Annotated in this window: 23 protein-coding genes; 10 read left to right on the top strand and 13 right to left on the bottom strand. The window is 62.0% G+C overall.

Annotated features, from left to right (window positions below):
- Positions 1-56: 56 nt before the first annotated feature.
- The 7 genes from ACQ4W6_RS03960 to ACQ4W6_RS03930 form a co-directional block, all read right to left on the bottom strand.
- Complete coding sequence (locus tag ACQ4W6_RS03960) at positions 57-1,313, bottom strand: phenylacetate--CoA ligase family protein (protein WP_436565888.1); 1,257 nt, start codon at positions 1,311-1,313, stop codon at positions 57-59.
- Positions 1,314-1,404: 91 nt separating this feature from the next.
- The gene (locus tag ACQ4W6_RS03955; RefSeq protein WP_436565887.1) at positions 1,405-2,250 is read right to left on the bottom strand and encodes an ABC transporter ATP-binding protein; all 846 of its coding nucleotides are present in this window, start codon (positions 2,248-2,250) and stop codon (positions 1,405-1,407) included.
- Between the two features lie 101 nt (positions 2,251-2,351).
- A complete protein-coding gene (locus ACQ4W6_RS03950) occupies positions 2,352-3,671 on the bottom strand; it encodes an ABC transporter substrate-binding protein (RefSeq protein ID WP_436565886.1) in 1,320 nt (439 codons plus the stop codon).
- 64 nt (positions 3,672-3,735) lie between these two features.
- Positions 3,736-4,794 (bottom strand): branched-chain amino acid ABC transporter permease, encoded by a 1,059-nt coding sequence (locus tag ACQ4W6_RS03945; RefSeq protein ID WP_436565885.1) that lies wholly within the window; start codon positions 4,792-4,794, stop codon positions 3,736-3,738.
- A 57-nt stretch (positions 4,795-4,851) separates the two neighbouring features.
- Positions 4,852-5,748, bottom strand: a complete 897-nt coding sequence (locus ACQ4W6_RS03940; RefSeq protein ID WP_436566049.1) for a branched-chain amino acid ABC transporter permease — start codon at positions 5,746-5,748, stop codon at positions 4,852-4,854.
- A 38-nt stretch (positions 5,749-5,786) separates the two neighbouring features.
- Positions 5,787-6,647, bottom strand: coding sequence for an ABC transporter ATP-binding protein (locus ACQ4W6_RS03935; protein WP_436565884.1), 861 nt, complete (start codon positions 6,645-6,647; stop codon positions 5,787-5,789).
- 14 nt (positions 6,648-6,661) lie between these two features.
- A complete protein-coding gene (locus ACQ4W6_RS03930) occupies positions 6,662-8,593 on the bottom strand; it encodes an AMP-binding protein (RefSeq protein WP_436565883.1) in 1,932 nt (643 codons plus the stop codon).
- A 180-nt stretch (positions 8,594-8,773) separates the two neighbouring features.
- Between ACQ4W6_RS03930 and ACQ4W6_RS03925 the strand changes: the two genes are divergently transcribed.
- The 7 genes from ACQ4W6_RS03925 to ACQ4W6_RS03895 all read left to right on the top strand — a co-directional run bounded on the left by ACQ4W6_RS03925 (position 8,774) and on the right by ACQ4W6_RS03895 (position 14,356).
- On the top strand, positions 8,774-9,472 hold the full coding sequence (locus tag ACQ4W6_RS03925) for a Crp/Fnr family transcriptional regulator (RefSeq protein ID WP_436565882.1): 699 nt from the start codon (positions 8,774-8,776) through the stop codon (positions 9,470-9,472).
- A gap of 74 nt (positions 9,473-9,546) precedes the next feature.
- Complete coding sequence (locus ACQ4W6_RS03920; RefSeq protein WP_436565881.1) at positions 9,547-11,370, top strand: aminopeptidase P family protein; 1,824 nt, start codon at positions 9,547-9,549, stop codon at positions 11,368-11,370.
- Positions 11,370-11,618, top strand: a complete 249-nt coding sequence (locus tag ACQ4W6_RS03915) for a hypothetical protein (RefSeq protein WP_436565880.1) — start codon at positions 11,370-11,372, stop codon at positions 11,616-11,618. The genes ACQ4W6_RS03920 and ACQ4W6_RS03915 overlap by 1 nt, the downstream gene beginning before the upstream one ends.
- Before the next feature lies 1 nt (position 11,619).
- Entirely contained in the window at positions 11,620-12,360 is a 741-nt protein-coding gene (locus ACQ4W6_RS03910; protein ID WP_436565879.1) for an MgtC/SapB family protein, read from the top strand.
- Positions 12,361-12,365: 5 nt separating this feature from the next.
- Positions 12,366-12,965: a DUF924 family protein gene (locus tag ACQ4W6_RS03905; protein WP_436565878.1), complete on the top strand. Its 600-nt coding sequence runs from the start codon at positions 12,366-12,368 to the stop codon at positions 12,963-12,965.
- 6 nt (positions 12,966-12,971) lie between these two features.
- The gene (locus tag ACQ4W6_RS03900) at positions 12,972-13,799 is read left to right on the top strand and encodes a Rossmann-like and DUF2520 domain-containing protein (protein ID WP_436565877.1); all 828 of its coding nucleotides are present in this window, start codon (positions 12,972-12,974) and stop codon (positions 13,797-13,799) included.
- 194 nt (positions 13,800-13,993) lie between these two features.
- Positions 13,994-14,356, top strand: coding sequence for a hypothetical protein (locus ACQ4W6_RS03895; RefSeq protein ID WP_436565876.1), 363 nt, complete (start codon positions 13,994-13,996; stop codon positions 14,354-14,356).
- Positions 14,357-14,512: 156 nt separating this feature from the next.
- Here the strand turns inward: ACQ4W6_RS03895 and ACQ4W6_RS03890 are convergent, their stop codons facing one another.
- Positions 14,513-15,094 (bottom strand): putative pterin-binding protein, encoded by a 582-nt coding sequence (locus ACQ4W6_RS03890; protein ID WP_436565875.1) that lies wholly within the window; start codon positions 15,092-15,094, stop codon positions 14,513-14,515.
- Between the two features lie 224 nt (positions 15,095-15,318).
- Here ACQ4W6_RS03890 and ACQ4W6_RS03885 point away from each other — a divergent pair, with 224 nt between their 5' ends.
- Positions 15,319-15,903 (top strand): porin family protein, encoded by a 585-nt coding sequence (locus tag ACQ4W6_RS03885; RefSeq protein ID WP_436565874.1) that lies wholly within the window; start codon positions 15,319-15,321, stop codon positions 15,901-15,903.
- 72 nt (positions 15,904-15,975) lie between these two features.
- On the opposite strand, the gene ettA is transcribed toward ACQ4W6_RS03885, so the two are convergent.
- Together ettA and rarD are read right to left on the bottom strand one after the other, a co-directional pair.
- Entirely contained in the window at positions 15,976-17,646 is a 1,671-nt protein-coding gene (ettA, locus tag ACQ4W6_RS03880) for an energy-dependent translational throttle protein EttA (protein WP_436565873.1), read from the bottom strand.
- Between the two features lie 94 nt (positions 17,647-17,740).
- Positions 17,741-18,625 (bottom strand): EamA family transporter RarD, encoded by an 885-nt coding sequence (gene rarD / locus ACQ4W6_RS03875; RefSeq protein WP_436565872.1) that lies wholly within the window; start codon positions 18,623-18,625, stop codon positions 17,741-17,743.
- Positions 18,626-18,863: 238 nt separating this feature from the next.
- On the opposite strand from rarD, the gene ACQ4W6_RS03870 reads away from it, so the two are divergent.
- Both ACQ4W6_RS03870 and ACQ4W6_RS03865 read left to right on the top strand, forming a co-directional pair.
- A complete protein-coding gene (locus ACQ4W6_RS03870; protein ID WP_436565871.1) occupies positions 18,864-20,741 on the top strand; it encodes a potassium transporter Kup in 1,878 nt (625 codons plus the stop codon).
- A 159-nt stretch (positions 20,742-20,900) separates the two neighbouring features.
- Positions 20,901-21,362: an FKBP-type peptidyl-prolyl cis-trans isomerase gene (locus tag ACQ4W6_RS03865; protein WP_436565870.1), complete on the top strand. Its 462-nt coding sequence runs from the start codon at positions 20,901-20,903 to the stop codon at positions 21,360-21,362.
- 86 nt (positions 21,363-21,448) lie between these two features.
- Here ACQ4W6_RS03865 and ACQ4W6_RS03860 read toward each other — a convergent pair whose 3' ends face one another.
- The 3 genes from ACQ4W6_RS03860 to ACQ4W6_RS03850 all read right to left on the bottom strand — a co-directional run bounded on the left by ACQ4W6_RS03860 (position 21,449) and on the right by ACQ4W6_RS03850 (position 23,090).
- Positions 21,449-22,120, bottom strand: a complete 672-nt coding sequence (locus ACQ4W6_RS03860) for a Dph6-related ATP pyrophosphatase (RefSeq protein WP_436565869.1) — start codon at positions 22,118-22,120, stop codon at positions 21,449-21,451.
- Complete coding sequence (locus ACQ4W6_RS03855) at positions 22,117-22,599, bottom strand: GNAT family N-acetyltransferase (protein WP_436565868.1); 483 nt, start codon at positions 22,597-22,599, stop codon at positions 22,117-22,119. The genes ACQ4W6_RS03860 and ACQ4W6_RS03855 overlap by 4 nt, the downstream gene beginning before the upstream one ends.
- Before the next feature lie 65 nt (positions 22,600-22,664).
- The gene (locus ACQ4W6_RS03850) at positions 22,665-23,090 is read right to left on the bottom strand and encodes an organic hydroperoxide resistance protein (protein ID WP_436565867.1); all 426 of its coding nucleotides are present in this window, start codon (positions 23,088-23,090) and stop codon (positions 22,665-22,667) included.
- Between the last annotated feature and the right edge of the window lie 258 nt (positions 23,091-23,348).

Here is a 23,348-nt window from a genome sequence, read left to right as displayed (position 1 = left end):
GGCTGATGGTCAATGCCGGTATTATCCCGCAAATTTCCATCAGCGTGCTACGCGCGTTATTTGTAATCGCGGATATCGTCGATGACCTTGCCATCCTGCGCCAGGCTGCCCACGGCCACCAGCACGACGTCGCCACGCAGCTTGGTCAGTTCGCGGATCGAGCCGATGATGGCCTCGGTGCCGCTGGCATCCGTCGGATCCTCGACTTCGCAATGCAAAGTCATCTCGTCGTTGGCCATGCGCCCCGACACCACCAGCCGCGCCTTCTTGATTTGCGGATGGCGGCGCGCGATCTCGTGCACCTGCGACGGATGCACGAACATGGCGCGCACCTTGGTGGTCTGGTCGGCACGTCCCATCCAGCCCTTGATGCGCGTATTCGTGCGCCCGCATGCCGAGGCTGGCGTATCGAGCAGCACAGCCGACAAATCGCCCGTGGCGAAGCGGATCAGCGGATAGTCGGAATTGAAAACGGTGACGACCACTTCGCCCACTTCGCCCGGTGCGACGGGCATGCCGCTGCCCGGATGGACGATTTCCAGCAGCACGTTTTCGTCGATGACCATGCCCGGATTGAGCTTGCCGTTGCTGGCCGTTTCATAGGCGATGCTACCGATATCGGCCGAGGCATAGGTCTGGAAGACGTGCGGTACGCCATTCTCGGCAAACCAGCTGCGCAAGGATTCGGGCAGCGCCTCGGCGCCCATCACCGCTTTCGTGACGCTGCTGATGTCGGCGCCCATTTCGCGCGCTTTCTCGATGATCAGTTTTAAAAAGGAGGGCGTGCCGATATAGGTATCCGGCCTCAGGTTCACCATCGCCTGCACCTGCATTTCCGTCTGCCCGATGCCGGCCGGGATCACCGTGCAGCCGATGCGCGCAGCGCCCCCTTCGACCATGAAGGCGGCCGGCGTGAAGTGGTAGGAAAAGCAGTTTTGCAGCAGGCCGCCAGCGCGTACGCCAGCCGCATACATGGGCCGCGCGAAGCGCCACCAGTCGGGCCCCCGGCCTTCCGGATCGAAGATGGGGCCGGGCGAGACGAAGACGCGCGAGAGGGCATTTTTCGGCGTCGTGTTCAGGCCGCCGAACGGCAGTTCCGCGTGCTGCAATTGCTTGAGGTCGGACTTGCGCGTGACGGGCAGTTGTGCCAGCGCCGCGCGGCTGGTGATGTCCTGGGCATGGATGCCGTCGAGGATGCGGGCCCAGCCCGGCGCCTTTTGCGCGCGCGCGATCAGCTGCGGCAGGCCGGCCATCAATTCGCGTTCGCGGGCATCGGGGGCGCGCGTTTCCAGACTGTCGAGCGTATCGGTCATGTTACGGATTCTCCAATGTCAATTGCAGTTTTTTTGTCAGCCCGGCAAAGGCCAACTTGTATGAGCGGCGGAGCAGGACTTGCCCCTCTGTTCAGGCCAGCCAGCGCTTGCGGCGGCGGTAGAACTTCATGTCGCGGAAGCTCTTGCGCCCGGCGCTGGAGACGCCCAGATAAAACTCCTTGACGTCTTCGTTGCTGGCCAGATCCTGGGCTTGCCCTTCCATCACGACCCGCCCGTTTTCCAGGATGTAGCCGAAGTCGGCGTAGCGCAGGGCCACGTTGGTATTCTGCTCGGCCAGCAAAAAGGAGACGTTTTCCTTCTGGTTCAAATCCTTGACGATGCCGAAGATCTCCTCGACGATCTGCGGCGCGATGCCCATCGATGGCTCGTCGAGCAGGATCATGGAGGGCTTGGCCATCAGTGCGCGGCCGATGGCGCACATCTGCTGCTCGCCGCCCGAGGTATAGCCGGCCTGGCTGCTGCGGCGCGTTTTAAGACGGGGGAAATAGTGGTACACCTTTTCCAGCGCGTCTTTCAGTTCGCCGCGCGAAATGCTGCGCGTGTAGGCGCCCGTCAGCAGGTTTTCCTCGATCGTCAGGTGGCCGAAACAATGGCGCCCTTCCATCACTTGCGACAGGCCCCGCTTGACCAGTTCATTCGGTGTCAGCTGGTCCACGCGTTCACCCTTGAACTGGACTTCGCCCTTGGTGACGTCGCCGCGTTCGCCGCGCAGCAGGGTCGAGATGGTTTTCAGGGTGGTCGACTTGCCGGCGCCGTTCGCGCCCAGCAGGGCGACGATCTTGCCCTGCGGGACTTGCAGCGAAACGCCCTTCAAGACCAGGATCACGTGGTCGTAGATGACTTCGATATTGTTCACCGACAGGTAGGGCGGCGGCGCGTCTACCTTGGTGGCGGGTGCGGTGGCAGTGAGTGTCATGGCTGCTTCTTCATCATGTAATGGTGACTGCGGGTGACTGCGCGGGCCGGATTGGCCTGTACGCCAAGCCGGCCAGCACATTTAGTTCAAACCCTGCGTGCTTAGTTCAAACAGGCCGGCGTGATGTTTTTCTCGGCCGCGTACTTGGCCGACGATTCGTCGACCAGTTTGCGCACGAGCGCCCGGTCGCCGACGATCCATTTCGGCGTGATGGCGGTCCACTTCTTGCCATCCCACTGCTGCACCTTCACGGCGCCCGAGCCTTCATGGTCGTCGCAGCTGGTCTTCACGGTGGGGAACATGCCCAGCGCGCCGACGGCTTTTTGGCGCGCATCGTCGACGTTCAGGTTTTCCAGGCCCCAGCGCATCTGCTCGCCCGTGACCGGCTTGCCCTTGCCGAATTTTTCCTGCGCCACGCGAATCGCTTCCACCCACAGGATGCCGGCCGTCACGCCGCGCATGTGATAGACGGAGCCGATGCGAGCCTGGTCGGCCAGGTTGCCCTTGCCGGCGGCGTAGACTTTTTTACGGATATCGTCCAGCACGGGGTAGTTGCCCGGCGTATTGAAGCTCATCGCCGTGTAGCCCTTGGCCGCATCGCCCGATGGAATCGTGTCTTCCTCGGAACCGGCCCACCATACGCCCAACATTTTTTCGCGCGGGAAGCCGTTGCGCTGCGCCGTCTTGATGGCGACGGAATTCATCACGCCCCAGCCCCACAGGATCACGTGGTCCGGCTTGGCTTGGCGGATCTGCAGCCATTGCGATTGTTGTTCGCTGCCTGGTGGCGCGACGGGAATTTTCACCAGTTCAAAACCGTACTGCTTGGACAGCGCTTCGAGCACGGGCATTGGCTCTTTGCCGAAGGCCGAATCGTGGTACAGATGAACGATCTTCTTGCCTTTGAGCTTATCCATGCCGCCGTCCTTGTCGCCCAAATACTTGATCATGGCGGCTGCCTGGCTCCAGTAGCTGGAAATCAGCGGATACACATACGGGAAGACCTTGCCGTTGGCGGCGTCCGAGCGGCCGTAGCCGATCATCGTCATGGGGATCTTGTCCTGCGCCACGCGGTCCAGGATGCCGTAGGCGACGCCCGTGGACAGGGTTTCCACCAGGGTGGCGCCGCCCTGCTTGGTTTTCAGGCGTTCATAGCACTCGACGCCACGCGACGGGTTGTATTCGGTTTCGCATTCTTCCCAGCTGATTTTCACGCCATTGACGCCGCCGGCCTGGTTGACCAGGTTGAAGTAGTCGATGATGCCGCCGTAGAAGCCCGAACCGCCGGCCGCGTATGGACCCACGCGGTAGGACGGCAGGGCGATGTACTGCTCCTTCACTTGTGCCTGCGCGCTGGCGGAGATGGTGAGTGCGGCACTGGCGATGGCGGTGGCCAGCATGAGCGATTTGATGTGTTTCATTGTGTCTCCTCTTGTTTTATGTAGTTATCAAGTGAACCGACATCCAGACTGCAAAGTAAAGCGGTTAATGCGGGAAAGGCCAGAGTCTTAATTTTTCTTTCGCGATCTGCCACAGCCTGGCCAGGCCGTGTGGTTCGACGATCAGGAAGAAGATGATCAGCGCGCCGAACACCATCAGCTCCAGGTTCGAGGCCACGTTGGTAGGCAGCGACAGGCCGTGCGCGACGATGTTCAGGAAGACGGGCAGCAGCACGATGAAAGCGGCGCCGAGGAAGGAGCCGAGGATGGAGCCGACACCGCCGATGATGATCATGAACAGGATGCGGAAGGACAGGTCCAGGTTGTACGCTTCCGGCTCCACCGTGCCCAGGTAGGCATATGCATACAGGGCGCCGGCCACGCCGCAATAGAAGGAGCTGACGGCGAACGCCAGCAGCTTGGTGCGCATCAATCGAAAACCGATCACCTCGGCCGCCATGTCCATGTCGCGCACGGCCATCCACGAGCGGCCCACGTTCGAGCGAATCATGTTCTTGGCCAGCAGCGCCATGCCTGCGACGATGGCCAGCACCAGGATGTATTTGCTTTGCGGCGTATCGAAGTGGTAGCCGAGTATCGTCATCTTTTGCACCGTGATCACGCCCGAGGAGCTGTAGTTGGTCAGGTACGGGATCTTGGTCAGGCACCAGACGACGAAGAACTGCGTCGCCAGGGTCGAGGCGGCCAGGTAAAAGCCGCGGATGCGAAGCGACGGCAGGCCGAAGGCGATACCCACCATGGCCGCGCATAGGCCGCCCAGGATGAACGACACCAGCAGGGGCAGGCCGGGCAGGCGCGCCATGAAGTTATACGAGGCGAAAGCGCCGACGGCCATGAAGGCGGCCGTGCCCAGCGACAGCTGGCCCGCATAGCCCGTCAAAATGTTCAGGCCCAGCGCCGCCAGGGCGAAGATCAGGAAGGGAATCATGATCGCCGACAGGATGTAGGGCGAGGCGAAATACGGCAGGAGGAAGACGGCGGCGATCAGGGTTGCCGTCAATGCCAGGCGGTCTTGCCGGATTGGGAAGATCTGGTTGTCAGCCTGGTAGCTGGTCTTGAATTGTCCTGCTTCACGATAAATCATGGCGTGTCCTTTGCGATGGAGCGGGTGCGTTGTGCGTGATATGCGGCGTGGGTGGCGTCAGATGCGCCGGATGATTTTTTCGCCAAACAGGCCTTCCGGGCGCACCAGCAGGAACAGCAGGGCCAGCACATACGGGAACCAGCCTTCGATGCCGCCGCCGACCATGGGGCCCAAATAAACTTCAGCCAGTTTTTCCGAGGCACCGATGATCAGGCCGCCGACGATGGCGCCCGGCACCGAGGTAAACCCGCCGAGTATCAGCACGGGCAGGGCCTTTAATGCGATGAAGGTGAGGGCGAACTGCACGCCGTTGCGGGCGCCCCACAGCAAGCCTGCCACCATGGCCACCAGGCCCGCCACGCCCCACACCACGGCCCAGATGCGCTGCAGCGGGATGCCGACCGCCAGTGCCGCCTGGTGGTCGTCGGCGACGGCGCGCAGGGCGCGGCCCACCTTGGTTTTCGAAAACAGCAAGGCCAGGCAAATCACCAGCAGCGCGCAGATGCCGGCCGCCACCACGTCGAATTGCGAGACGATGATATTGAAGTGATCCATCAGGAACGGCATCGGTACGTCTTCGATGGGCAAGTCCAGCTTGTGCACCTGCGAGCCCCACATCAGTTGCGCCAGGCCTTCGATGAAGAAGGCCAGGCCGATGGTGGCCATGAAGAGGGTAATTTCAGGCTGGTTGACGAGCGGGCGCAAGACCACGCGCTCGATCGCCATGCCCAGCACGATCATCGTCACCATCGTCAGCGGGATGGCCAGCCACAGCGACAGGCCGAACTTGTCCATGATGCCGACGCAGGTGAGGGCGGCAAAGAACACCATCGCGCCCTGGGCAAAGTTGAATACGCCCGAGGCCTTGTAGATCAGGACGAAGCCGATGGCCACCAGCGCGTACATGACGCCCGACAGCAGGCCGCCGATCAGCACTTCAAAGAAAAAATTGATATTCATTTCGATCCCTATGTGCGTGGAGCCCTGCCCGATTACGGGCAGGTCGTTTCGCCGGCAGGCAGCGCGCTGCCCGAATTCCCGGCTACACTGCCGAGATACGCGTTGATGACATCCTGGTTGCTGCGCACCTCGTCGGGCGTGCCGTCGCCGATCTTCCTGCCGTAGTCGAGCACCACCACGCGGTCGGAGATATCCATCACCACGCCCATGTCGTGCTCGATCAGTACGATGGTCGTGCCCAGCTGGTCGTTGACGTCGAGGATGAAGCGGCACATGTCCTGTTTTTCTTCCACGTTCATGCCGGCCATCGGTTCGTCCAGCAGCAGGATTTCCGGCTCCGCCACCAATGCGCGGCCCAGTTCCACGCGCTTTTGCAAGCCATACGGCAGGCGCCCCACGGGCGTCTTGCGTATCGCCTGGATTTCCAGGAAGTCGATGATTTCCTCGGCCTTCTTGCGGTGTTCGATTTCCTCGCGCCGCGCTGGGCCCCAGTACAGGGCTTGCAGCAGGAAGTTCGACTTCATCTTCAGGTTGCGCCCCGTCATGATGTTGTCGAGTACCGTCATGCCTTTGAACAGGGCGATGTTCTGGAAGGTGCGCGCGATGCCGGACTTGGCGGCCGCATAGCAATCCATGCCGCGCCGGTGTTCGCCGCGGTAGATGATCTCGCCCTGCTGCGGGCGGTACACGCCGTTGATCACGTTCAGCATCGAGCTTTTTCCGGCGCCGTTCGGGCCGATGATGGCGCGGATTTCATGCTGCTTGACGTCGAAGGAAATATCGGTCAGGGCCTTCACGCCGCCGAACGACAGCGAGATGTTCTTCAGGTCGAGAATCACGGGGCCGGTCTTGCGTGCCGTGCCGAAGTGGGCGTCGGGTTCGTTCATTTGCATCGTGCTGTGCTCCATCATGCGGCCAGGCCCTGGGGCCGATACGTTTTGCTGTCCCAGATCTGCAGGTCGGCACTGGTCGAACCAGTGCGGCCATCCTCGAATTTCACCTGGGTCTCGATGTATTGCGTTGCCTTGCCTTCATACAGGGCCGAAATCAGCACCGCGTATTTTTCGGCGATGAATTTGCGGCGCACCTTGCGCGTGCGGGTCAGTTCGTCGTCGTCCGGGTCCAGCTCCTTGTGCAGCACGAGGAAGCGATGTACCTGCGTGCGATCCATCAGCGGGTCGGCGGCCAGTTCCGCGTTGACTTGCTCGATGCAGTCGCGGATCAGGCCATAGGTTTCGGCGCGCGCCGCCAGGTCGGTGTAGCCGGCATAGGCGATGCCGCGCCGTTCGGACCAGTTGCCCACTGCTTCGATGTCGATATTGATGAAGGCGCAGACCTGGTCGCGCGCATTGCCGAAGGCCACCACTTCCTTGATGAAGGGGAAGAACTTGAGCTTGTTTTCGATGTAGTTGGGGGCGAAGATGGCGCCGCAATTCATCTTCCCCACGTCGGCCGCGCGGTCGATGATTTTCAGGTGGCCTTCACTGTCGAACACGCCCGCGTCCCCCGTGTGGAAGTAACCATCGGCGTCGATCACTTCGTTTGTCGCCTCGGGACGCTTGAAGTAGCCGCTCATGGTGGCTGGCGACTTGACCAGCACTTCGCCATTCGCCGCCAGTTTTACTTCCACGCCCGGCGCCGGCAAGCCCACACTGTCGAACTTGATGTTACCGTCCGGTTGCAGGCACACATAGGCGCAGGTTTCGGTGGAGCCGTACAGCTGCTTGAGGTTGACGCCGATGGAGCGGTAGAAGCGGAACAGGTCGGGGCCGATGGCGGCGCCTGCCGTGTAGGCGACACGTACGCGCGACAGTCCCAGCACGTTTTTCAGGGGGCCATAGACGAGAAGTTCGCCCAGTTTGTAGCTGATACGGTCAGTCATGGAAACGGGTTTGCCATCCAAAATCTGTGCGCCGCAGCGCTTGGCCACGTCCATGAAATGGCTGAACATGCGGCGCTTGATGGCGCTGGCGTCTTCCATGCGTATCATCACGCTGGTGAGCATGTTCTCGAACACGCGCGGCGGCGCAAAGTAGCAGGTGGGGCCGATTTCGCGCATGTCGATCATCACCGTGTCGCCCGACTCGGGGCAATTGACGGTGAAGCCGGCCACCATCGCTTGCGCCAGCGAGAACAGGCAGTCGCCCACCCACGCCATGGGCAAATAGGACAGGATATCTTCCTTGTCCGTCAACTGGTCGAAGGCCACGCAGCCAACGCCTGCTGCCAGCAGCGCCGTGTGGCTCTGGCACACGCCCTTGGGCTTGCCCGTGGTGCCCGAGGTGTACAGGATGACGGCTGAATCGCTACCCCGTCCCGCTTCCACGGAGGCTTCGAAAAAGCCCGGGTGTTCGCGGTCGTACGTCCTGCCCAGCGCCTGCAGTCCGGCAAAGGAAATGAGTTCGGGCTGGCGGTAATGGCGCATGCCCCGTTCATCGTCATAGACGATGTGGGCGATGTGCGGATACAGGGCCTTCACTTCGAATAGCTTGTCGACCTGCTCCTGGTCTTCGACGATGGCATAGCGGATTTCCGCATCTTGCAGCACATAGGCCATGTCGGCCGCCGGCGCATCCTGATACAGGGGCACGGGCACGCCGCCGAGGCTTTGCGCGGCCAGCATGGCCCAGTACAGGCGGGGCCGGTTGTCGCCGATGATGGCCAGGCTCATGCCGCGCTGGAAACCGATGGCGGCCAGGCCGCATGCCAGCGCGCGCACTTCGTCGTTGACCTGGGACCAAGTCCAGGTTTGCCAGATGCCCAGGTATTTTTCGCGAAATGCGGGCTTGTCGGGCCGTACAGTCCCGTGTTGCAATAAGCGCCGCGGAAAAGTCGGCATAGCTGCAGTGGTATTCGTTTGCACCAGTGTCTCCCTGTTGCTTGTCTCAGGCGCCACCTCGTTGGATGGTGCTCTGTGTTTTTTGTATGTAAGGCGTTTGTGCAATGATAGTAGCTTGCGTTAGTTTGACGAGTTGTCTTTTCGGGGACATTTACCCACCTTTCGATGGTGCATTGCACAATGACCACACCTGATATCAGTCTCAAGGATGCCGTGCGCGCGGCCCACTGGGCGCAGCTGCTCGACGCCCATCAAATGGCGCGGGTCGAGGCGGATGTGTTTGAAACCTTCGTGCCGAAAGGCGGATTTGTCTGCCGCAAGGGCGAACCGGTGGAGCACTGGATCGGCGTCATCAGCGGCATGGTGAAAATGAATAATTTTTCCGCCTCCGGCAAGGCCATGACCTTCATCGGTGTGCCACCGGGCAGCTGGTTCGGCGAAGGCTCGCTGCTGAAGAGCGAAATCCGCAAATACGACACCATGGCCCTGCGCGACACGCGCGTGGCGCGCCTGCCCGGCGCCACCTTCCACTGGCTGCTGGAAACGAGCTTGCCGTTTACGCGCTTCCTGCTGATGCAGCTCAACGAGCGGCTGGGCCAGTTCATCGGCATGGTGGAAAACGAGCGCCTGATGGACTTGAACACGCGCGTGGCGCGCTGCCTGGCGTCGATGTTCAACTCGCATTTGTACCCGGGCGTCGCTACGCTGGTGCAGCTGTCGCAGGAAGAAATCGGCCTGCTTTCCGGCTCTTCGCGCCAGCGCGCCAACCAGGCCTTGCAGGTGCTGGAAAAGAAAGGCTTGCTGCGCCTCGATTACGGCGGCATCCGCGTGCTGGACCTCGACGGCTTGCGCCGCTATGAAGCCGATGATGCGCAATGAGGCAATACTGCTGGCGCAGCAGGCATGCTAATCGCGGTATCATAGGCACTTCCCAGCATCGCTCTTTCGCTCCCATGCAGACACCTGACCTCGCCGCCCTCCCTGCCACTCCCGCCGCCCGCCTGGCGCAACTGCGCAGCGCCATGCGCGCCCAGCATATCGACGCCTGCATCGTGCCCTCGGCCGACCCGCATTTGTCTGAATATCTGCCGGCGCGCTGGCAGGGCCGCGAGTGGCTGTCGGGCTTTACGGGTTCCGTCGGTACCTTGGTCGTCACGCAGGATATGGCTGGCGTGTGGACCGATGGCCGCTACTGGGAACAGGCAGAGACGGAACTGGCCGGCAGCGGCATCGCCTTGAAAAAAATCCCGTCCGGCGCCAGCGTGCTGTATATCGACTGGCTGGGCGAGACCATGCAGCCGGGGCAGACGGTTGCCGTCGACGGCGCCGTGCTGGGCCTGGCCAATGCGCGCCTGCTGCAGCAGGCGCTGGGCGCGCAAGTGTTACTGCGCACCGATACCGATTTGCTGCAAGCCGTATGGCCCGAGCGCCCGGGCATGCCCGCCGCGCCGGTGTATGAACATGTGCCCGCGTATCCGGCCCTGTCGCGCACGCAAAAACTGGCGGCCCTGCGCGCCAGCATGGCCGCGCATGGCGCCAGCCACCATGTGATTTCCACCGTCGACGATATCGCCTACCTGTTCAACCTGCGCGGCGCCGACGTGAACTACAACCCGGTCTTTCTCGCCCATGCGTTGCTTGGCCCCGAGCGTGCCACCCTGTTCGTTGCCGATGGCAAGCTGCCGTCCGCCCTGCGCGCCACACTCGAAGAACAGGGCGTGGACGTGGCCGCGTATGCTGGCGCTGGCGCTGCACTGGCGGCATTGCCCGCCACGGCAACGTTGCTGCTCGATCCGCGCCGCATCACCTTCGGCACGCGCCAGGCGGTGCCAGAATCGGTGCGTGTGGTGGAGTCCATCAACCCGACCACCCTGGCCAAGTCGCGCAAGACGGAGAGCGAAGCGGCGCACGTACGTGCCGCCATGGAGCACGATGGCGCCGCCCTGTGCGAATTTTTCAGCTGGCTCGATCGCACCCTGGCCGACCCGCAGCGCGCGCCGTTGACGGAAATCGGCATCGACGAGCACCTGACGGCCGCGCGTGCGCGCCGCGCGCACTTTGTCAGCCCCAGTTTTGGCACCATCGCCGGCTTCAATGCGCACGGCGCCATCATGCATTACCACGCGCATGCCGGTTCGGCAGCGACCATAGCCGGCGACGGCTTGCTGCTGATTGATTCGGGTGGCCAGTACCTGGGTGGCACCACGGATATCACCCGCGTGGTCCCTGTCGGCACGCTCACGGCAGCACATAAACGCGACTTCACGCTGGTCTTGCGCAGCATGATCGCCCTGTCGCGCGCGCAGTTTCCGCGCGGCGTGAAGTCGCCCATGCTCGATGCCATCGCGCGCGCACCGCTGTGGGCCGAGGGCATCGATTTCGGCCACGGCACCGGTCACGGGGTGGGCTTTTTCCTGAACGTGCATGAAGGGCCGCAATCGATTTCGCAGTCCGCCATGCCGGAGCCGCAGACGGCCATGGAGCCCGGCATGATCACTTCCATCGAACCGGGCATCTATCGTCCCGGACAGTGGGGCATCCGCATCGAGAACCTTGTGCTCAACGTGCCGGCGGGGACGACGCAGTTCGGCGAATTCCTGCGCTTTGAAACCCTGACCCTGTGCCCGATCGACACGCGCTGCGTGGAGCGAGTCCTGTTGCGCGACGACGAGGCGGCCTGGCTGAATGACTATCACGCCACCGTGCGTGCGCGCCTGTCCCCGCATTTGTCCGGCGATGCCCTGGCATGGCTGGCGCAGCGCACGGGAGCCATCTGATGCGCTCGACCCGCGCCACCTCCGCCATCGAGCGGCTCAAGGAACGCAGCGGCAACCGCCTGTACACGATGGCGCGCACCGGCGACGAGCTGTTTTTTCTCACGCAAGGCCCCGGCTTGCCGCCTTTGTGCCCGCCGCTGGAACTCGACGCCTTTGTTGCCTTCGTCAATGGCCTGGGGCCGCAAAAGGCGCGCCGCGTCAGCAAGCTCGACGTGGCGTTTGAGAAGCAGCTGACAAAAAAACCTTAACATGCCGACCATCGACTTCCTGCGTGCCTACTGGTCGCCGGCCGAGCTGGCGACGAATGGCGTGATCCTGCTGAACATGCTGGGTGCGCTGGTGCTGGGCTTGCTGGTGGGCTATGAGCGCTCGTATCACGGGCGTGCGGCCGGCATGCGCACCTACAGCCTCGTATGCATGGCCTCGGCCGCGCTGACGGTGCTGGGTGGTTATCCCGAGTTCTGGTATGGCGGCCACGGTGCCATCGTCGGCAGCGACCCCACGCGCGTCATCCAGGGCATCGTCACGGGCGTGGGCTTTCTGGGCGCTGGCGTGATCATGCGCGAGGGATTCAATATCAGCGGCTTGACGACGGCCGCCTCGATCTGGGCCTCGTCCGTGATCGGCATCATGGTGGGCATCGGCTTTTACCTGTCGGCCATGGGGCTGGCCTTTTTGTGCGCGATGGCGATGATTTTTCTGTCAAAATTGGAAAACTTGCTGCCGTCGCGCCACGCGGTAGCCATCACCATGCGCTTCAAGCGTGACTTCATTCCGCGCGAAGATGCGCTGCGGCGCATGGCCGCCAAGCGCGGCTACGACATCGCCAGCGGTTCGCTGACCATCGGCAGCACGGACGGCATGCAGGAATGGCGTTTTGTCGCCATTGCGCATGGCAAGAACACGGGCGCCAGCCTGTCGGCCATGTCGGCCGAACTGGCCGCCTTCGACGGCATCGCCGGCTTCCAGCTGTCGCATGCCCGCAATTGACAAGGATGATCATGGACGCACAGGCGCAGGCGGTACTCGATTTCTGGTTTTTGCCACCGGATAAGCCAGGCTACGGCCAGGCGCGCGCGCAATGGTTCCGCAAGGACGCCGCCTTCGATGCGCGCATCGCCGAGCGCTTCGGCGCACTGATCGACGCCGCCATCGATGGCGGCTTGCGAGGTTGGGAAGCCACGCCGCACGGCACGCTGGCGCGCATCATCGTGCTCGATCAATTCACGCGCAACGTGCATCGCGGCACGCCGCGCGCCTTTGCCGGCGATGGCCAGGCGCTGGCGCTGGCCGTGTCCCTGACGCAACAGGAGCGGGATCAGCAACGGGATCGGCAATTGCAGCCGATGCTGCGCGCCTTTGTGTATCTGCCGTTCGAACATGCGGAAGACCTGGCCATGCAGGCCCGCGCCGTCGAATTGTTCCAGCTGCTGTCGCAGGCGCATCCCGGTTTTGAGGGCATGCTCGATTATGCCCAGCGCCACCAGGAAGTCATCGCCCGCTTTGGCCGCTTCCCGCACCGTAATGCCATCCTGGGGCGCGAATCCACGCCGCAAGAGATGGAATTCTTGCGCCAGCCGGGATCGGGTTTTTAGCTTGCCATGAACGTGACTCTCAATATCATCGGCGCCGGCCACGTGGGCCGTGTGCTGGGCCGGTTGTTCGCCAGCGTGGACGGCATCGCCGTGCAGGACGTGCTGACCCGTTCCATGGCCTCGGCGCAGGCGGCGGTCGATTTTATCGGTTGCGGCACGCCCGTCGACAGCCATGCGGCGCTGCGGCGCGCCGACGTCACCATGCTGGCCGTGTCCGACGATCAGATCGGCCCCGCCTGCGCCGCATTGGTGGCCCAAGGGCGCCAGGCGGGCGCCATCGTGTTTCACTGCAGCGGCGCGCTGGCCTCGAACCAGCTGCTGGCGGCCACGCAGGCGGGGGCCCTTGTCGCCAGCGCGCATCCGATCCGCAGCTTTGCCGATCCGGCCCAGGTGGCCGCCAGTTTCGACGGCACCTTTTGCGGCGTCGAGGGCGATGCGCAGGCGCTGGCCTTTTTGACGCCGGCCTTGATCGCCATCGGCGCGCGTCCCGTGCCCATCGATCCAGCCGCCAAGACCCTGTATCACGCCGCCGCCGTGTTTGCCAGCAATTACCTGGTAACGGTGCTCGATGCCGCCCTGCGGGCCTACCAAGCGGCTGGCATCCCCGAGCCGGTGGCGCGCGAACTGGCGCAACCTTTGGTGACGGAAGCGGTGGCGAACGTATTCCGCCTCGGTGCGGCGCCCGCGCTGTCCGGTCCCATCGCTCGCGGCGACATGGCCACCGTGGCGCGCCAGCAGCAGGCGGTGCAGCAATGGGATGCGGCCACGGGCGAGCTGTATAGCGCCCTGGTGGCGCCGACCGTTGACTTGGCCGGGCGCAAGCGCAAACAATAATTTCAGGCCGTGCCTGGCTTTATTGGCAATTTACCTATCGAACGCAACAAGATAACCACGACTTACCAAATAAAAGTGCCAATTTGTCGACAAAGATGCAAATTGGCAATAAAATTTGACGAGGGGAATCATCGCGCATCGCCCCCGTCTTGCTGCCGTTTCAGGCGCAGGGCACCCCGCGCAGGGAGTGTTGCATGTTATTTTTAAAGAGTACTTCAGTCAGCAAGGCGCCCGGGATTTATGAGGTTGATATTGCCGCCAAGCCACCTGGCAAGACCTTCGGCGTCTTCCTGGCCACCGATCCCGATCATCCACCACAGGCCTTGCTGGGACAACTGAAGGTGCTTGGCTACGAGAACACCTACAGCTCGCCGTATCTGCACAAGGACCAGGGCAAGGTGCTTGACCTGCATTTCCAGAAAGATGGCAGCGACATCTTCAAGGGCTGGAAGACGGACGAGTGCACGCACAACCTGGCGGCCATCACGGCCCTGTTCCAGGAACACGGCATTGCCATCGCGCCGCGTGTTATGTCGATGGCGGAAGCCTACGCCTGATAACGCCATCAAAACCTACTGCGCGTCGTGATTTGCGGCCTCCGATGCTCACTGCCTCGGCGGCCCCGTGCATTCGCACAGCTCCGCTTCTCAGGCCAACGGGGGCGCCGAGCCTCACATCGGCTCGCTACGGTTTTGTTGGCGTTATAAACTGCCTCAACCCGTCTCCACGCCGATGTGGTACAGGGCCCACGGGCAACTGGCGTAACGTTCGGCCAGGGGCAGCGCCGCCACGGCCGCGATGCGGTCCGCATCATGGATCGCCCATAGCGGCCCCAGGCCACCCAGTGCCATCGGCTGGCCATCGAGGTGGGTGGCGACAATAAAGCGCTGCGCGCGCGCCTGCGCTACCGTCAGCGCCGCCGCATAGCCATCCACGGCGCGCAGCAGCAGGCGTACGGAGTCTTCCTCGGGTGCGCCCGCCGCCTTCAGCACATCGACCAGCAGCGGTCCGCGCAGGGCGTGCACCTTGCCATCGTATTCCAGGGTGGGGTGGATCGTGCGCGCCGGCAAGTTCGCCAGCGCCGCGAAGTCGAACGCCCGTGCCCGTTCAAAGCTGATCTTCTGCTTGTGCATCATCTGGTCGCGCACGGCATCGAAAGGCCCCCTGTTTGGTTTGTCGACGCTGCCCGTGACGGTCAGCAGGGCCGGACCGCGCATGGCCACCGGTACTGCGCGCGCACTGGCGGGCAGGGTGCTGGCGGCCAGGGCGGCAGCAAGAAACTGGCGTTTATGCATCACCTCTCCTCATCATCTAAAAATGTATATTTCTCTTAAGTCTAGCTTAAGTTCGTTCAACAGTGTGCATTTTGACGTTATTGTCAGTTTGTAATGTCTGCTTACATCTTGTCACAGTTCTTACGGAATGGAGCAAGACGTAGATTTTTTCGGCTGTTATTGTGACTCCATCGCACTTCGCTGAACTGCGAATCAAGGCACCTCAACTAATTGAAAGAGAGAACATGATGAAAAAGAAAATCCTGTTTGCAATGATCGCTTCCGCTACCGCATTGACCGGCATGAGCGCCGCCCACGCTGAAGGCGGCGCCTACGTGGGTGCTGGCATCACGGGTAACCGCTACAATTTCGATGTTCCTGGCGCCACCAGCGCCGATAATCACAGCGGCTACAAGGCTGGCGGCAAGGTCTTCGCAGGTTATGATTTCGACAAGACCTGGGCAGTTGAGGGTGGCTATGCCGATTTCGGCAGCAAGGATTACAGCTATGTCACCGGCGCCGGCAATGGCTCAGTGAAAAGCGACTCACACGGCTACTACCTGGCTGGCAAGGCCACCATGCCCGTGACCGATAAGGTCGGCGTGTTCGGCAAGCTGGGCGTGGCCCGGGTCGACAATAGCCTGAGCGGCACTGGCCTGTCGACCGGCGTGAGGGGTGAAAACAAGACGGGCGTGTACGCTTCCGTCGGCGCCCAGTACGCGATCAACGAAAAAGTCTCGCTGACGGCGGAAGTGGAACACTTCGGCAAGAGCGCCGACCAGGGTCACAAGGCTACCGGCTTGGCACTGGGTGCACGCTACAACTTCTAATGTATTAGAAGTTTGCTGAAAAAAAAGGCAGTTACCGCGAGGTAACTGCCTTTTTGCATTGCCAGACCTGGCTTAGGTCGTCAGTGGCTTGTAGCGGATACGCTTCGGCTTGGCGCCTTCTTCACCCAGGCGTTTCTTCTTGTCCGCTTCGTATTCCTGATAGTTGCCGTCAAAGAAGGACACTTGCGAGTCGCCCTCGAAGGCCAGGATATGCGTGGCGATGCGGTCGAGGAACCAGCGGTCATGGGAAATGACCATGACGCTACCGGCAAATTCGAGCAAGGCGTCTTCCAGCGCGCGCAAGGTTTCGACGTCCAGATCGTTCGACGGTTCATCGAGCAGCAAGACGTTGCCGCCCATCAGCAGGGTTTTTGCTAGGTGCAGACGGCCGCGTTCGCCGCCCGACAGGTTGCCGACGATTTTTTGCTGGTCGCCGCCTTTGAAGTTGAAGCGGCCCAGGTAGGCGCGCGACGGCATTTCGAAACGGCCCACCGTCAGCATGTCGGCGCCGCCGCAGACGTCCTGGAACACGGTCTTGTTGTCCGACAGCGAGTCGCCGCGGTTCTGGTCGACAATCGAGACGCGCGCCGTCTGGCCGATCGCCACTTCGCCGCTGTCGGGCTGTTCCTTGCCGGTGATCATCTTGAACAGGGTCGATTTACCGGCGCCGTTGGGGCCGATAATGCCGACGATGGCGCCTGGCGGCACCGTAAAGCTCAGGTTATCGATCAGCAAACGGTCGCCAAACGCCTTCGACACGTTCTTGAACTCGATGACGTCATTGCCCAGGCGCTCGGCCACGGGAATGAAGATCTCCTGCGTTTCGTTGCGTTTCTGGTATTCGTGCTCGGACAGCTCGTTGAAGCGGGCCAGGCGGGCTTTCGACTTGGCCTGGCGCGCTTTCGGATTCTGGCGCGACCATTCGAGTTCCTTCTGCAGCGCCTTCTGGCGTGCCGATTCGGTCGACTCTTCCTGCTTCAGGCGCGCCTGCTTTTGCTCCAGCCAGGTCGAGTAATTACCTTTCCATGGAATGCCGCTGCCGCGATCCAGCTCCAGGATCCATTCGGCGGCGTTGTCGAGGAAGTAACGATCATGGGTGATGGCCACAACGGTGCCCGGGAAGCGCAGCAGGAATTGTTCCAGCCAATCGACCGATTCTGCATCCAGATGGTTGGTCGGTTCGTCGAGCAGCAGCATGTCCGGCTTCGACAGCAGCAGCTTGCACAGCGCCACGCGGCGCTTTTCACCGCCGGACAGCACGCCGATCTTGGCGTCCCATGGCGGCAGGCGCAGCGCGTCGGCGGCCATTTCCAGCTGCAAATTCAAATTGCCGCCGTCGGAAGTCGAAATGATCGCTTCCAGGCGTCCCTGCTCGGTCGCCAGGGCGTCGAAATCGGCGTCTTCCTCGGCGTAGGCGGCGTACACGGCTTCCAGCTTGGCTTGTGCTTCAAACACTTCGCCCAGGCCCGATTCGACTTCCTGGCGCACAGTTTTTTCCGGGTCCAGTTGCGGTTCCTGCGGCAGGTAGCCGATGTTCAGGCCCGGCATCGGCACGGCTTCGCCCTGGATGTCGGTGTCGATGCCTGCCATGATTTTCAGCAGGGTCGATTTGCCGGAGCCGTTCAGGCCCAGCACGCCGATCTTCGCGCCTGGGAAGAAGGACAGGGAAATATCTTTCAGAATCTGGCGCTTGGGCGGGACGATTTTGCCCACGCGATTCATGGTGTAGACGTAATTTGCCATTAGAAATCTCGGGTGATATACAAAGACGGACAGGATACGGTAAACGCCCGCTTCCGGCCAGCGCTGCGCGCTGCGGAAACGGACACAAGGAGCGTCAGGCGGCGCCGCGCGCGCGGCGGGCCGTCCACAGGCCCTCCGCCGCGTACAGGCCCAGCGCCGTCCAGATGACCAGGAAGCCCAGCATGCGCTCGGTGCTGAACGCTTCGTGGAAGACCCACACGCCGATCAGCAACTGGCCCGTGGGGGCGATGTATTGCAGCAAACCCAGCACGGCCATCGGCAAACGCCGCGCACCGGCGGCGAACATCAGCAGGGGAATCGCCGTGATGGGGCCGGAAGCGAGCAGCAGGGCGCGCGTGGCGGACGAGTCTGTATTGACGAAGCCGCTCTGGCCATGCCAGGCCAGCCACAGCATGTAGGCCAGCGCCAGTGGGAACAAAATCAATGTTTCAAACGACAAGCCTTCCAGCGCGCCCAGCGCGGCCGTCTTGCGCAGCAAGCCATAAGCGCCAAAGGTGGCCGCCAGCAGCAGGGCGATCCACGGAATCTGCCCCGCCTGCCAGGTGAGCCAGGCCACGCCGCCGGCGGCCAGACATATGGCCAGCCACTGCAACCGGCGCAGGCGCTCGTGCAGCAGCAAGAAGCCCAGCATGACATTGATCAGGGGCGTGATGAAATAACCGAGGCTGGCATCGACCACATGGCCATTGTTGACGGCCCAGATATAGATGAACCAGTTGGCAGAAAGCAAGAACGCGCTGGCGACGAAGCCGGCCACCACCTTTGGCTGGCCGCGCAGGGTGCCCAGCCAGCTCCACTGGCGGCGGATGGTCAGCACGATGCCGAGGAACAATAGCGACCAGACCATGCGGTTGGCCAGGATTTCCTGCGGCGCGATTTCATCGATGGCATGGAAATACAGGGGAAACAAGCCCCAGCACAGGAAGGCGAGGGAGGCGTATAACATGCCTGGATTCATGATGGCGTTCGCTTCAGAGTAGACAGTCTGTCATTATGGCTGAAAACATCGGGGGCTGCCCGGCGCCGCTGCCTAGGCGTAGAATGGCAACAAATCAATGGCCGCAAGTTCGCGCATCAAGGCGGAGCGGCATAAAACAACGACCTTGGGGACAGCCCGGAACCATGCAAAAATACTCTTGCAATTTGCTAATACCTATCATATTGTGCGATGCAACAATACAAAAACGGGTGCAACCTTGACGTCGGAACACAAAAAAAGCAGCCTGGTCGGCTTGACTCTGGCTGCCGTCGGCATCGTCTATGGCGATATCGGTACCAGCCCGCTGTACACCCTCAAGACCGTCTTTGATCCGGCGCATGGCCTGGCGTTGACGCACAACAACCTGCTGGGCATCGTCTCGCTGATTTTCTGGGGCCTGACGTTCATCGTTTCGCTCAAGTACGTGACCCTGGTGTTGCGCGCCGACAACCGTGGCGAGGGCGGCATCATGGCCTTGATGGCACTGGTGCTGTCGGCCGTCAGCCGGGGCTCGCGCTGGCATTTCCCGTTGATGGTGATCGGCGTTTTCGGCGCCACGCTGTTCTATGGAGACAGCGTGATCACGCCGGCCATTTCCGTGCTGTCGGCCATCGAGGGCCTGGAAGTGGCTACGCCGGCCCTGAGCGCGTATGTCGTGCCGCTGACCATCGTGGTGCTGGTGGCCCTGTACTCCGTGCAGTCGCACGGCACGGCCGGCATCGGCCGTTATTTTGCACCCATCATGGTGCTGTGGTTCGCCGCGCTGGCCGGCATGGGCGTGGTCAACATCATCAAGTCGCCCGCCATCCTGGCTGCGCTCAACCCGCTGCACGCGGCCAGCTTCCTGCTCGACAACGGCTTTGTCGCGTTTGTCGCGCTGGGTGCCGTGGTGCTGGCGTTTACGGGCGCCGAGGCGCTGTATGCGGACATGGGCCACTTCGGCAAGAAGCCGATCCGCATGGCCTGGTTCCTGATCGCCTTCCCGGCCCTGAGCCTGAACTACCTGGGCCAGGGCGGCTTGCTGCTGGCCCATCCGGAAGCCATTTCGAATCCGTTTTACCAGCAGCTGGGCGCCTGGAGCGTGTATCCACTGGTGATTTTGTCGACCATGGCCACCGTGATCGCCTCGCAGGCAACCATTTCCGGCACCTTCTCGATGACCAAGCAAGCCATTGCGCTGGGCTTTTTGCCGCGCATGCGCGTGCGCCATACGTCGGAAAGCGAAATCGGCCAGATTTATATTCCCGCCGTGAACTGGCTGCAACTGGCCGTGGTGCTGCTGGCCGTGGTCGGTTTCGGTTCTTCGGAAAACCTGGCTGCCGCCTACGGCATCGCCGTCACGGCCACCATGCTGTCGACGACGATCCTGACCTTCTTCGTCATCCGCTACCGCTGGAAGATGAACCTGGCGCTGTGCTGGGCCGCCACCGGCTTCTTCCTGGCCATCGACATCATGTTCTTCTCGGCCAGCGCCTTGAAGCTGTTCCATGGCGGCTGGTTCCCGCTGCTGCTGGGCGCCATCCTGTTCATCGTCATGCTGACCTGGAAGCGCGGGCGCCAGCTGGTATTCCAGAACCTGGAAAAACACGCGATTCCGCTCAACGATTTTCTGTCGTCGCTGTTCATCGCGCCGCCGCTGCGCGTGCCCGGCACGGCCATTTTCCTGCGCGGCGAAACGGATGGCGTGCCGCATGCGCTGCTGCATAACTTGTTGCATAACAAGGTGTTGCATGAACGCGTCATCTTCCTCACCGTCTTCATGCATGAAGAGCCGTGGGTGGCACATGCTGAGCGCGTGCGCGTGGTGGACCTGGGCCACCAGTGTTTCCAGGTGAATGTGCATTACGGCTTCAAGGATGAGCCCGATATTCCCGATGCGCTGGCACAATGCGCGGGGCAGGGGCTCGATTTCGAGATGATGGAGACGTCGTTCTTCATCGCCCGCCAGACCATCATCTCGACGCCGGGCGCCGGCATGATGCCGTGGCGCGAGCACTTGTTCGTCACCATGTCGCGCAATGCACGCACGGCGGCCGATTATTACCAAATCCCCAGCAACCGGGTGATCGAACTGGGCACGCAGGTAGAAATATAGACATTGTGCCAATGTTGTATTGATGCACAATTTTCCGCCGCGCTTACGTCTGCTTACAAATGGGCTACGCGACTCCTGTTAAACTCCAGCCCGTACCGGTCCGCACCGTACGGGCCTCAGTCACACTCCAATATTTAAAGCAATATTTAAAGGGAAACCATGAAATCGGTATTTCAATTGATCGCCACTCTTGCCTGTGCCGTGGCACTGACCGCCTGCGGCGCCGCCGCAAACACCGAGAAGCTGGTCGTGCTCGATCCGAACACGCAAGTCAAGGAACTCACCATTACCGATGTGGTAGCCGGCACCGGCACGGCAGCGGCAGCGGGCGATACCTTGCTGGTGACTTACACTGGCTCGCTGTATGACGCGAGCAAGCCAGGCAACAAGGGTGCGCAGTTCGATGCGACCGCAGCCGGTGCCGGTTTCACGTTCACGCTGGGCATCGGCCAGGTCATCCTGGGCTGGGACCGCGGCCTGGTCGGCATGAAAGAGGGCGGCACGCGCACCCTGGCCATTCCGTATGACCTGGGCTATGGCAAGGCGGGCAGCCTGCCGAAGATTCCTGGCTACTCGGGCTTGTTGTTCGAAGTCAAGCTGGTGGGCGTGACGAAAAAATAAGCCCGCACAGGGCAGCAGTGAAAAGGGCGATTCCACGGAATCGCCCTTTTTGCTTTGCTGGCCAGTTGAGGCTAGCCCAGGCCCCTTCAGGCCGGGGCCAATTCCTGGAAGTAATACGTGGCGCCGCCCAGATTGGCCGGCGCGTCATATTGCAGCACCTGCGTGCGGCGCAATGCCACCGGCGCGCTGAAGGCGGGGCCGTCGTAGACGAAGGTGTGGAATTCGCCATTTTCGCCACAGGCGTCGACGCCGGGCGGCAGGTCGGCCAGGAAGGCGGCGTCGAATTCGCGCCCGCAAAAGCTTTTCGGCAGGTGCTGGCCATTGATGCAAACGACGATGGCCTTGAAGCCGGCGGCGAGAAACTCGTCGACCAGCGCGCGGCGGGCCTCGCCCCACAGCGGCAGGTGCGCCGTCAGGCCGGCGGCAGCGCAGACTTTTTCTTCCCAGTCGCGGTGCGGCTGCAAGTCGATGTCGCCAAAGATGGCGTGGTCGATGCCATCGTCCTTCGCCGCGCGCAGCATGGTGATGAATTGATCTTCATAGCTGGCCCAGCTGGCGCAATAGCGCTGCAGGCGCGCGCCCAGGCTGGCCGCCTGCGCTTCGAGCAGTGCCGGTGGCACGCCATGCGAGCGCGACTTGCGGCCATCTTCATCCATGGCCGTGATCAACAGCGGCACGGCCATGCCGGCGTTGCGCGCGCGCCACAGTGCCAGACAGGAATCCTTGCCGCCGCTCCAGGAAATGAGGGCCGTGGTCATGTTGTGGTCTGCGCTGCAGGCGGGCCCGCGCGCAGCATGTCGATATGCTGGATGCCGTCTTCATCGTATGGCGCGCTGACGGTGACAAAACCGAAGGACTGGTAGAAGCGCTCCAGGTACTGTTGCGCGCCGATGCGGATGGCGTGGCCCGGGTGCTGGCGCTCGGCGTGTGCGATGCCTTCGCGCAATAGCTGCTTGCCGGCACCCGTGGTGCGTGCCTCGGGCGCCGTCAGCACGCGGCCCAGCGACATTTCGACGTACTTGGCGCCGGGCGCCAGCACGCGCAGATACGCCGCCAGCTGGCGCTGGCCGTCCCGCGTTTGCCAGCCCAGCAGATGCATGGCTTGCTGGTCATGGCCGTCCAGGTCCTGGTAGATGCATTGTTGCTCGATGGCAAACACGCGCTGGCGCAGGGCCAGCACCTGGTACAGCGTGTGGGTGCCGAGTTCTTCAAAACTTTGCCATTGCCAGGTGATCATGCTTGCTCCAGAGAGGGGGAAAGGCCGCTATTTTAGCGGCCAGCAGCCCTGTTTGCAGCAATGTCTTACACCAGCGTCAGGGTGACGTCGATGTTGCCGCGCGTGGCGTTCGAGTACGGGCAGACGATGTGGGCGGCGGCGACCAGCGCTTCGGCGGCGGTGCGTTCCATGCCCGGCAGCGAAATTTTCAGTTCCACTTCGATGCCGAAGCCCGTTTCAATCGCGCCGATGCCGACATGGCCTTCGATCGACAGGTCGGCCGGGATGGCGATCTTGTCGCGGCCGCCGACGAATTTGACGGCGCCGATGAAGCAGGCCGAGTAGCCGGCGGCGAACAATTGTTCGGGATTGGTACCCACGGCGCCATTGCCGCCCAGTTCCTTTGGCGTGGTCAGTTTGACGTCCAGCACATTGTCGGACGAGACGGCACGGCCTTCGCGGCCTCCGGTGGCAGTGGCGACGGCGCGGTACAGGACTTGTTTGATCGACATGATAATTTTCCTAGTGTGATTTAAATAGTTGGCTACTAAATAGTGTGCTACTTATTGCATGGGCCTGCACGTCAGAAGAAACTGTTCACTGCGGTGTCCATGTACTGAATATATATAGTGTGCAATTTAATTGCAAGCTATTTAAAAAAATGAACTCACGATACCTGACAAAACCGTCGCGAGCGGAAGGGAGAGGTGGCTGAGAAGCGCAACCGTACTTCTAGTACGGTGAGCGTCGCAGGCCGCCTATACCGACGC

This window comes from Janthinobacterium woesei (assembly GCF_051380875.1).
GTDB lineage: Bacteria > Pseudomonadota > Gammaproteobacteria > Burkholderiales > Burkholderiaceae_D > Janthinobacterium.
Note: the sequence above shows the minus strand (reverse complement) of the source record. Positions and strands in the feature narration are given on the sequence as shown.

Coding starts and splice junctions, on each gene's coding strand:
- ACQ4W6_RS03930 (WP_436565883.1), bottom strand. CDS start 8,593: ATGCCGACTTTTCCGCGGCGCTTATTGCAACACGGGACTGTACGGCCC.
- ACQ4W6_RS03850 (WP_436565867.1), bottom strand. CDS start 23,090: ATGTCGATCAAACAAGTCCTGTACCGCGCCGTCGCCACTGCCACCGGA.
- ACQ4W6_RS03900 (WP_436565877.1), top strand. CDS start 12,972: ATGAACGTGACTCTCAATATCATCGGCGCCGGCCACGTGGGCCGTGTG.
- rarD (WP_436565872.1), bottom strand. CDS start 18,625: ATGAATCCAGGCATGTTATACGCCTCCCTCGCCTTCCTGTGCTGGGGC.
- ACQ4W6_RS03960 (WP_436565888.1), bottom strand. CDS start 1,313: ATGACCGATACGCTCGACAGTCTGGAAACGCGCGCCCCCGATGCCCGC.
- ACQ4W6_RS03890 (WP_436565875.1), bottom strand. CDS start 15,094: ATGCATAAACGCCAGTTTCTTGCTGCCGCCCTGGCCGCCAGCACCCTG.
- ACQ4W6_RS03950 (WP_436565886.1), bottom strand. CDS start 3,671: ATGAAACACATCAAATCGCTCATGCTGGCCACCGCCATCGCCAGTGCC.
- ACQ4W6_RS03905 (WP_436565878.1), top strand. CDS start 12,366: ATGATCATGGACGCACAGGCGCAGGCGGTACTCGATTTCTGGTTTTTG.
- ACQ4W6_RS03915 (WP_436565880.1), top strand. CDS start 11,370: ATGCGCTCGACCCGCGCCACCTCCGCCATCGAGCGGCTCAAGGAACGC.
- ACQ4W6_RS03955 (WP_436565887.1), bottom strand. CDS start 2,250: ATGACACTCACTGCCACCGCACCCGCCACCAAGGTAGACGCGCCGCCG.
- ACQ4W6_RS03910 (WP_436565879.1), top strand. CDS start 11,620: ATGCCGACCATCGACTTCCTGCGTGCCTACTGGTCGCCGGCCGAGCTG.
- ACQ4W6_RS03865 (WP_436565870.1), top strand. CDS start 20,901: ATGAAATCGGTATTTCAATTGATCGCCACTCTTGCCTGTGCCGTGGCA.
- ACQ4W6_RS03855 (WP_436565868.1), bottom strand. CDS start 22,599: ATGATCACCTGGCAATGGCAAAGTTTTGAAGAACTCGGCACCCACACG.
- ACQ4W6_RS03925 (WP_436565882.1), top strand. CDS start 8,774: ATGACCACACCTGATATCAGTCTCAAGGATGCCGTGCGCGCGGCCCAC.
- ACQ4W6_RS03860 (WP_436565869.1), bottom strand. CDS start 22,120: ATGACCACGGCCCTCATTTCCTGGAGCGGCGGCAAGGATTCCTGTCTG.
- ACQ4W6_RS03895 (WP_436565876.1), top strand. CDS start 13,994: ATGTTATTTTTAAAGAGTACTTCAGTCAGCAAGGCGCCCGGGATTTAT.
- ettA (WP_436565873.1), bottom strand. CDS start 17,646: ATGGCAAATTACGTCTACACCATGAATCGCGTGGGCAAAATCGTCCCG.
- ACQ4W6_RS03885 (WP_436565874.1), top strand. CDS start 15,319: ATGATGAAAAAGAAAATCCTGTTTGCAATGATCGCTTCCGCTACCGCA.
- ACQ4W6_RS03935 (WP_436565884.1), bottom strand. CDS start 6,647: ATGCAAATGAACGAACCCGACGCCCACTTCGGCACGGCACGCAAGACC.
- ACQ4W6_RS03945 (WP_436565885.1), bottom strand. CDS start 4,794: ATGATTTATCGTGAAGCAGGACAATTCAAGACCAGCTACCAGGCTGAC.
- ACQ4W6_RS03920 (WP_436565881.1), top strand. CDS start 9,547: ATGCAGACACCTGACCTCGCCGCCCTCCCTGCCACTCCCGCCGCCCGC.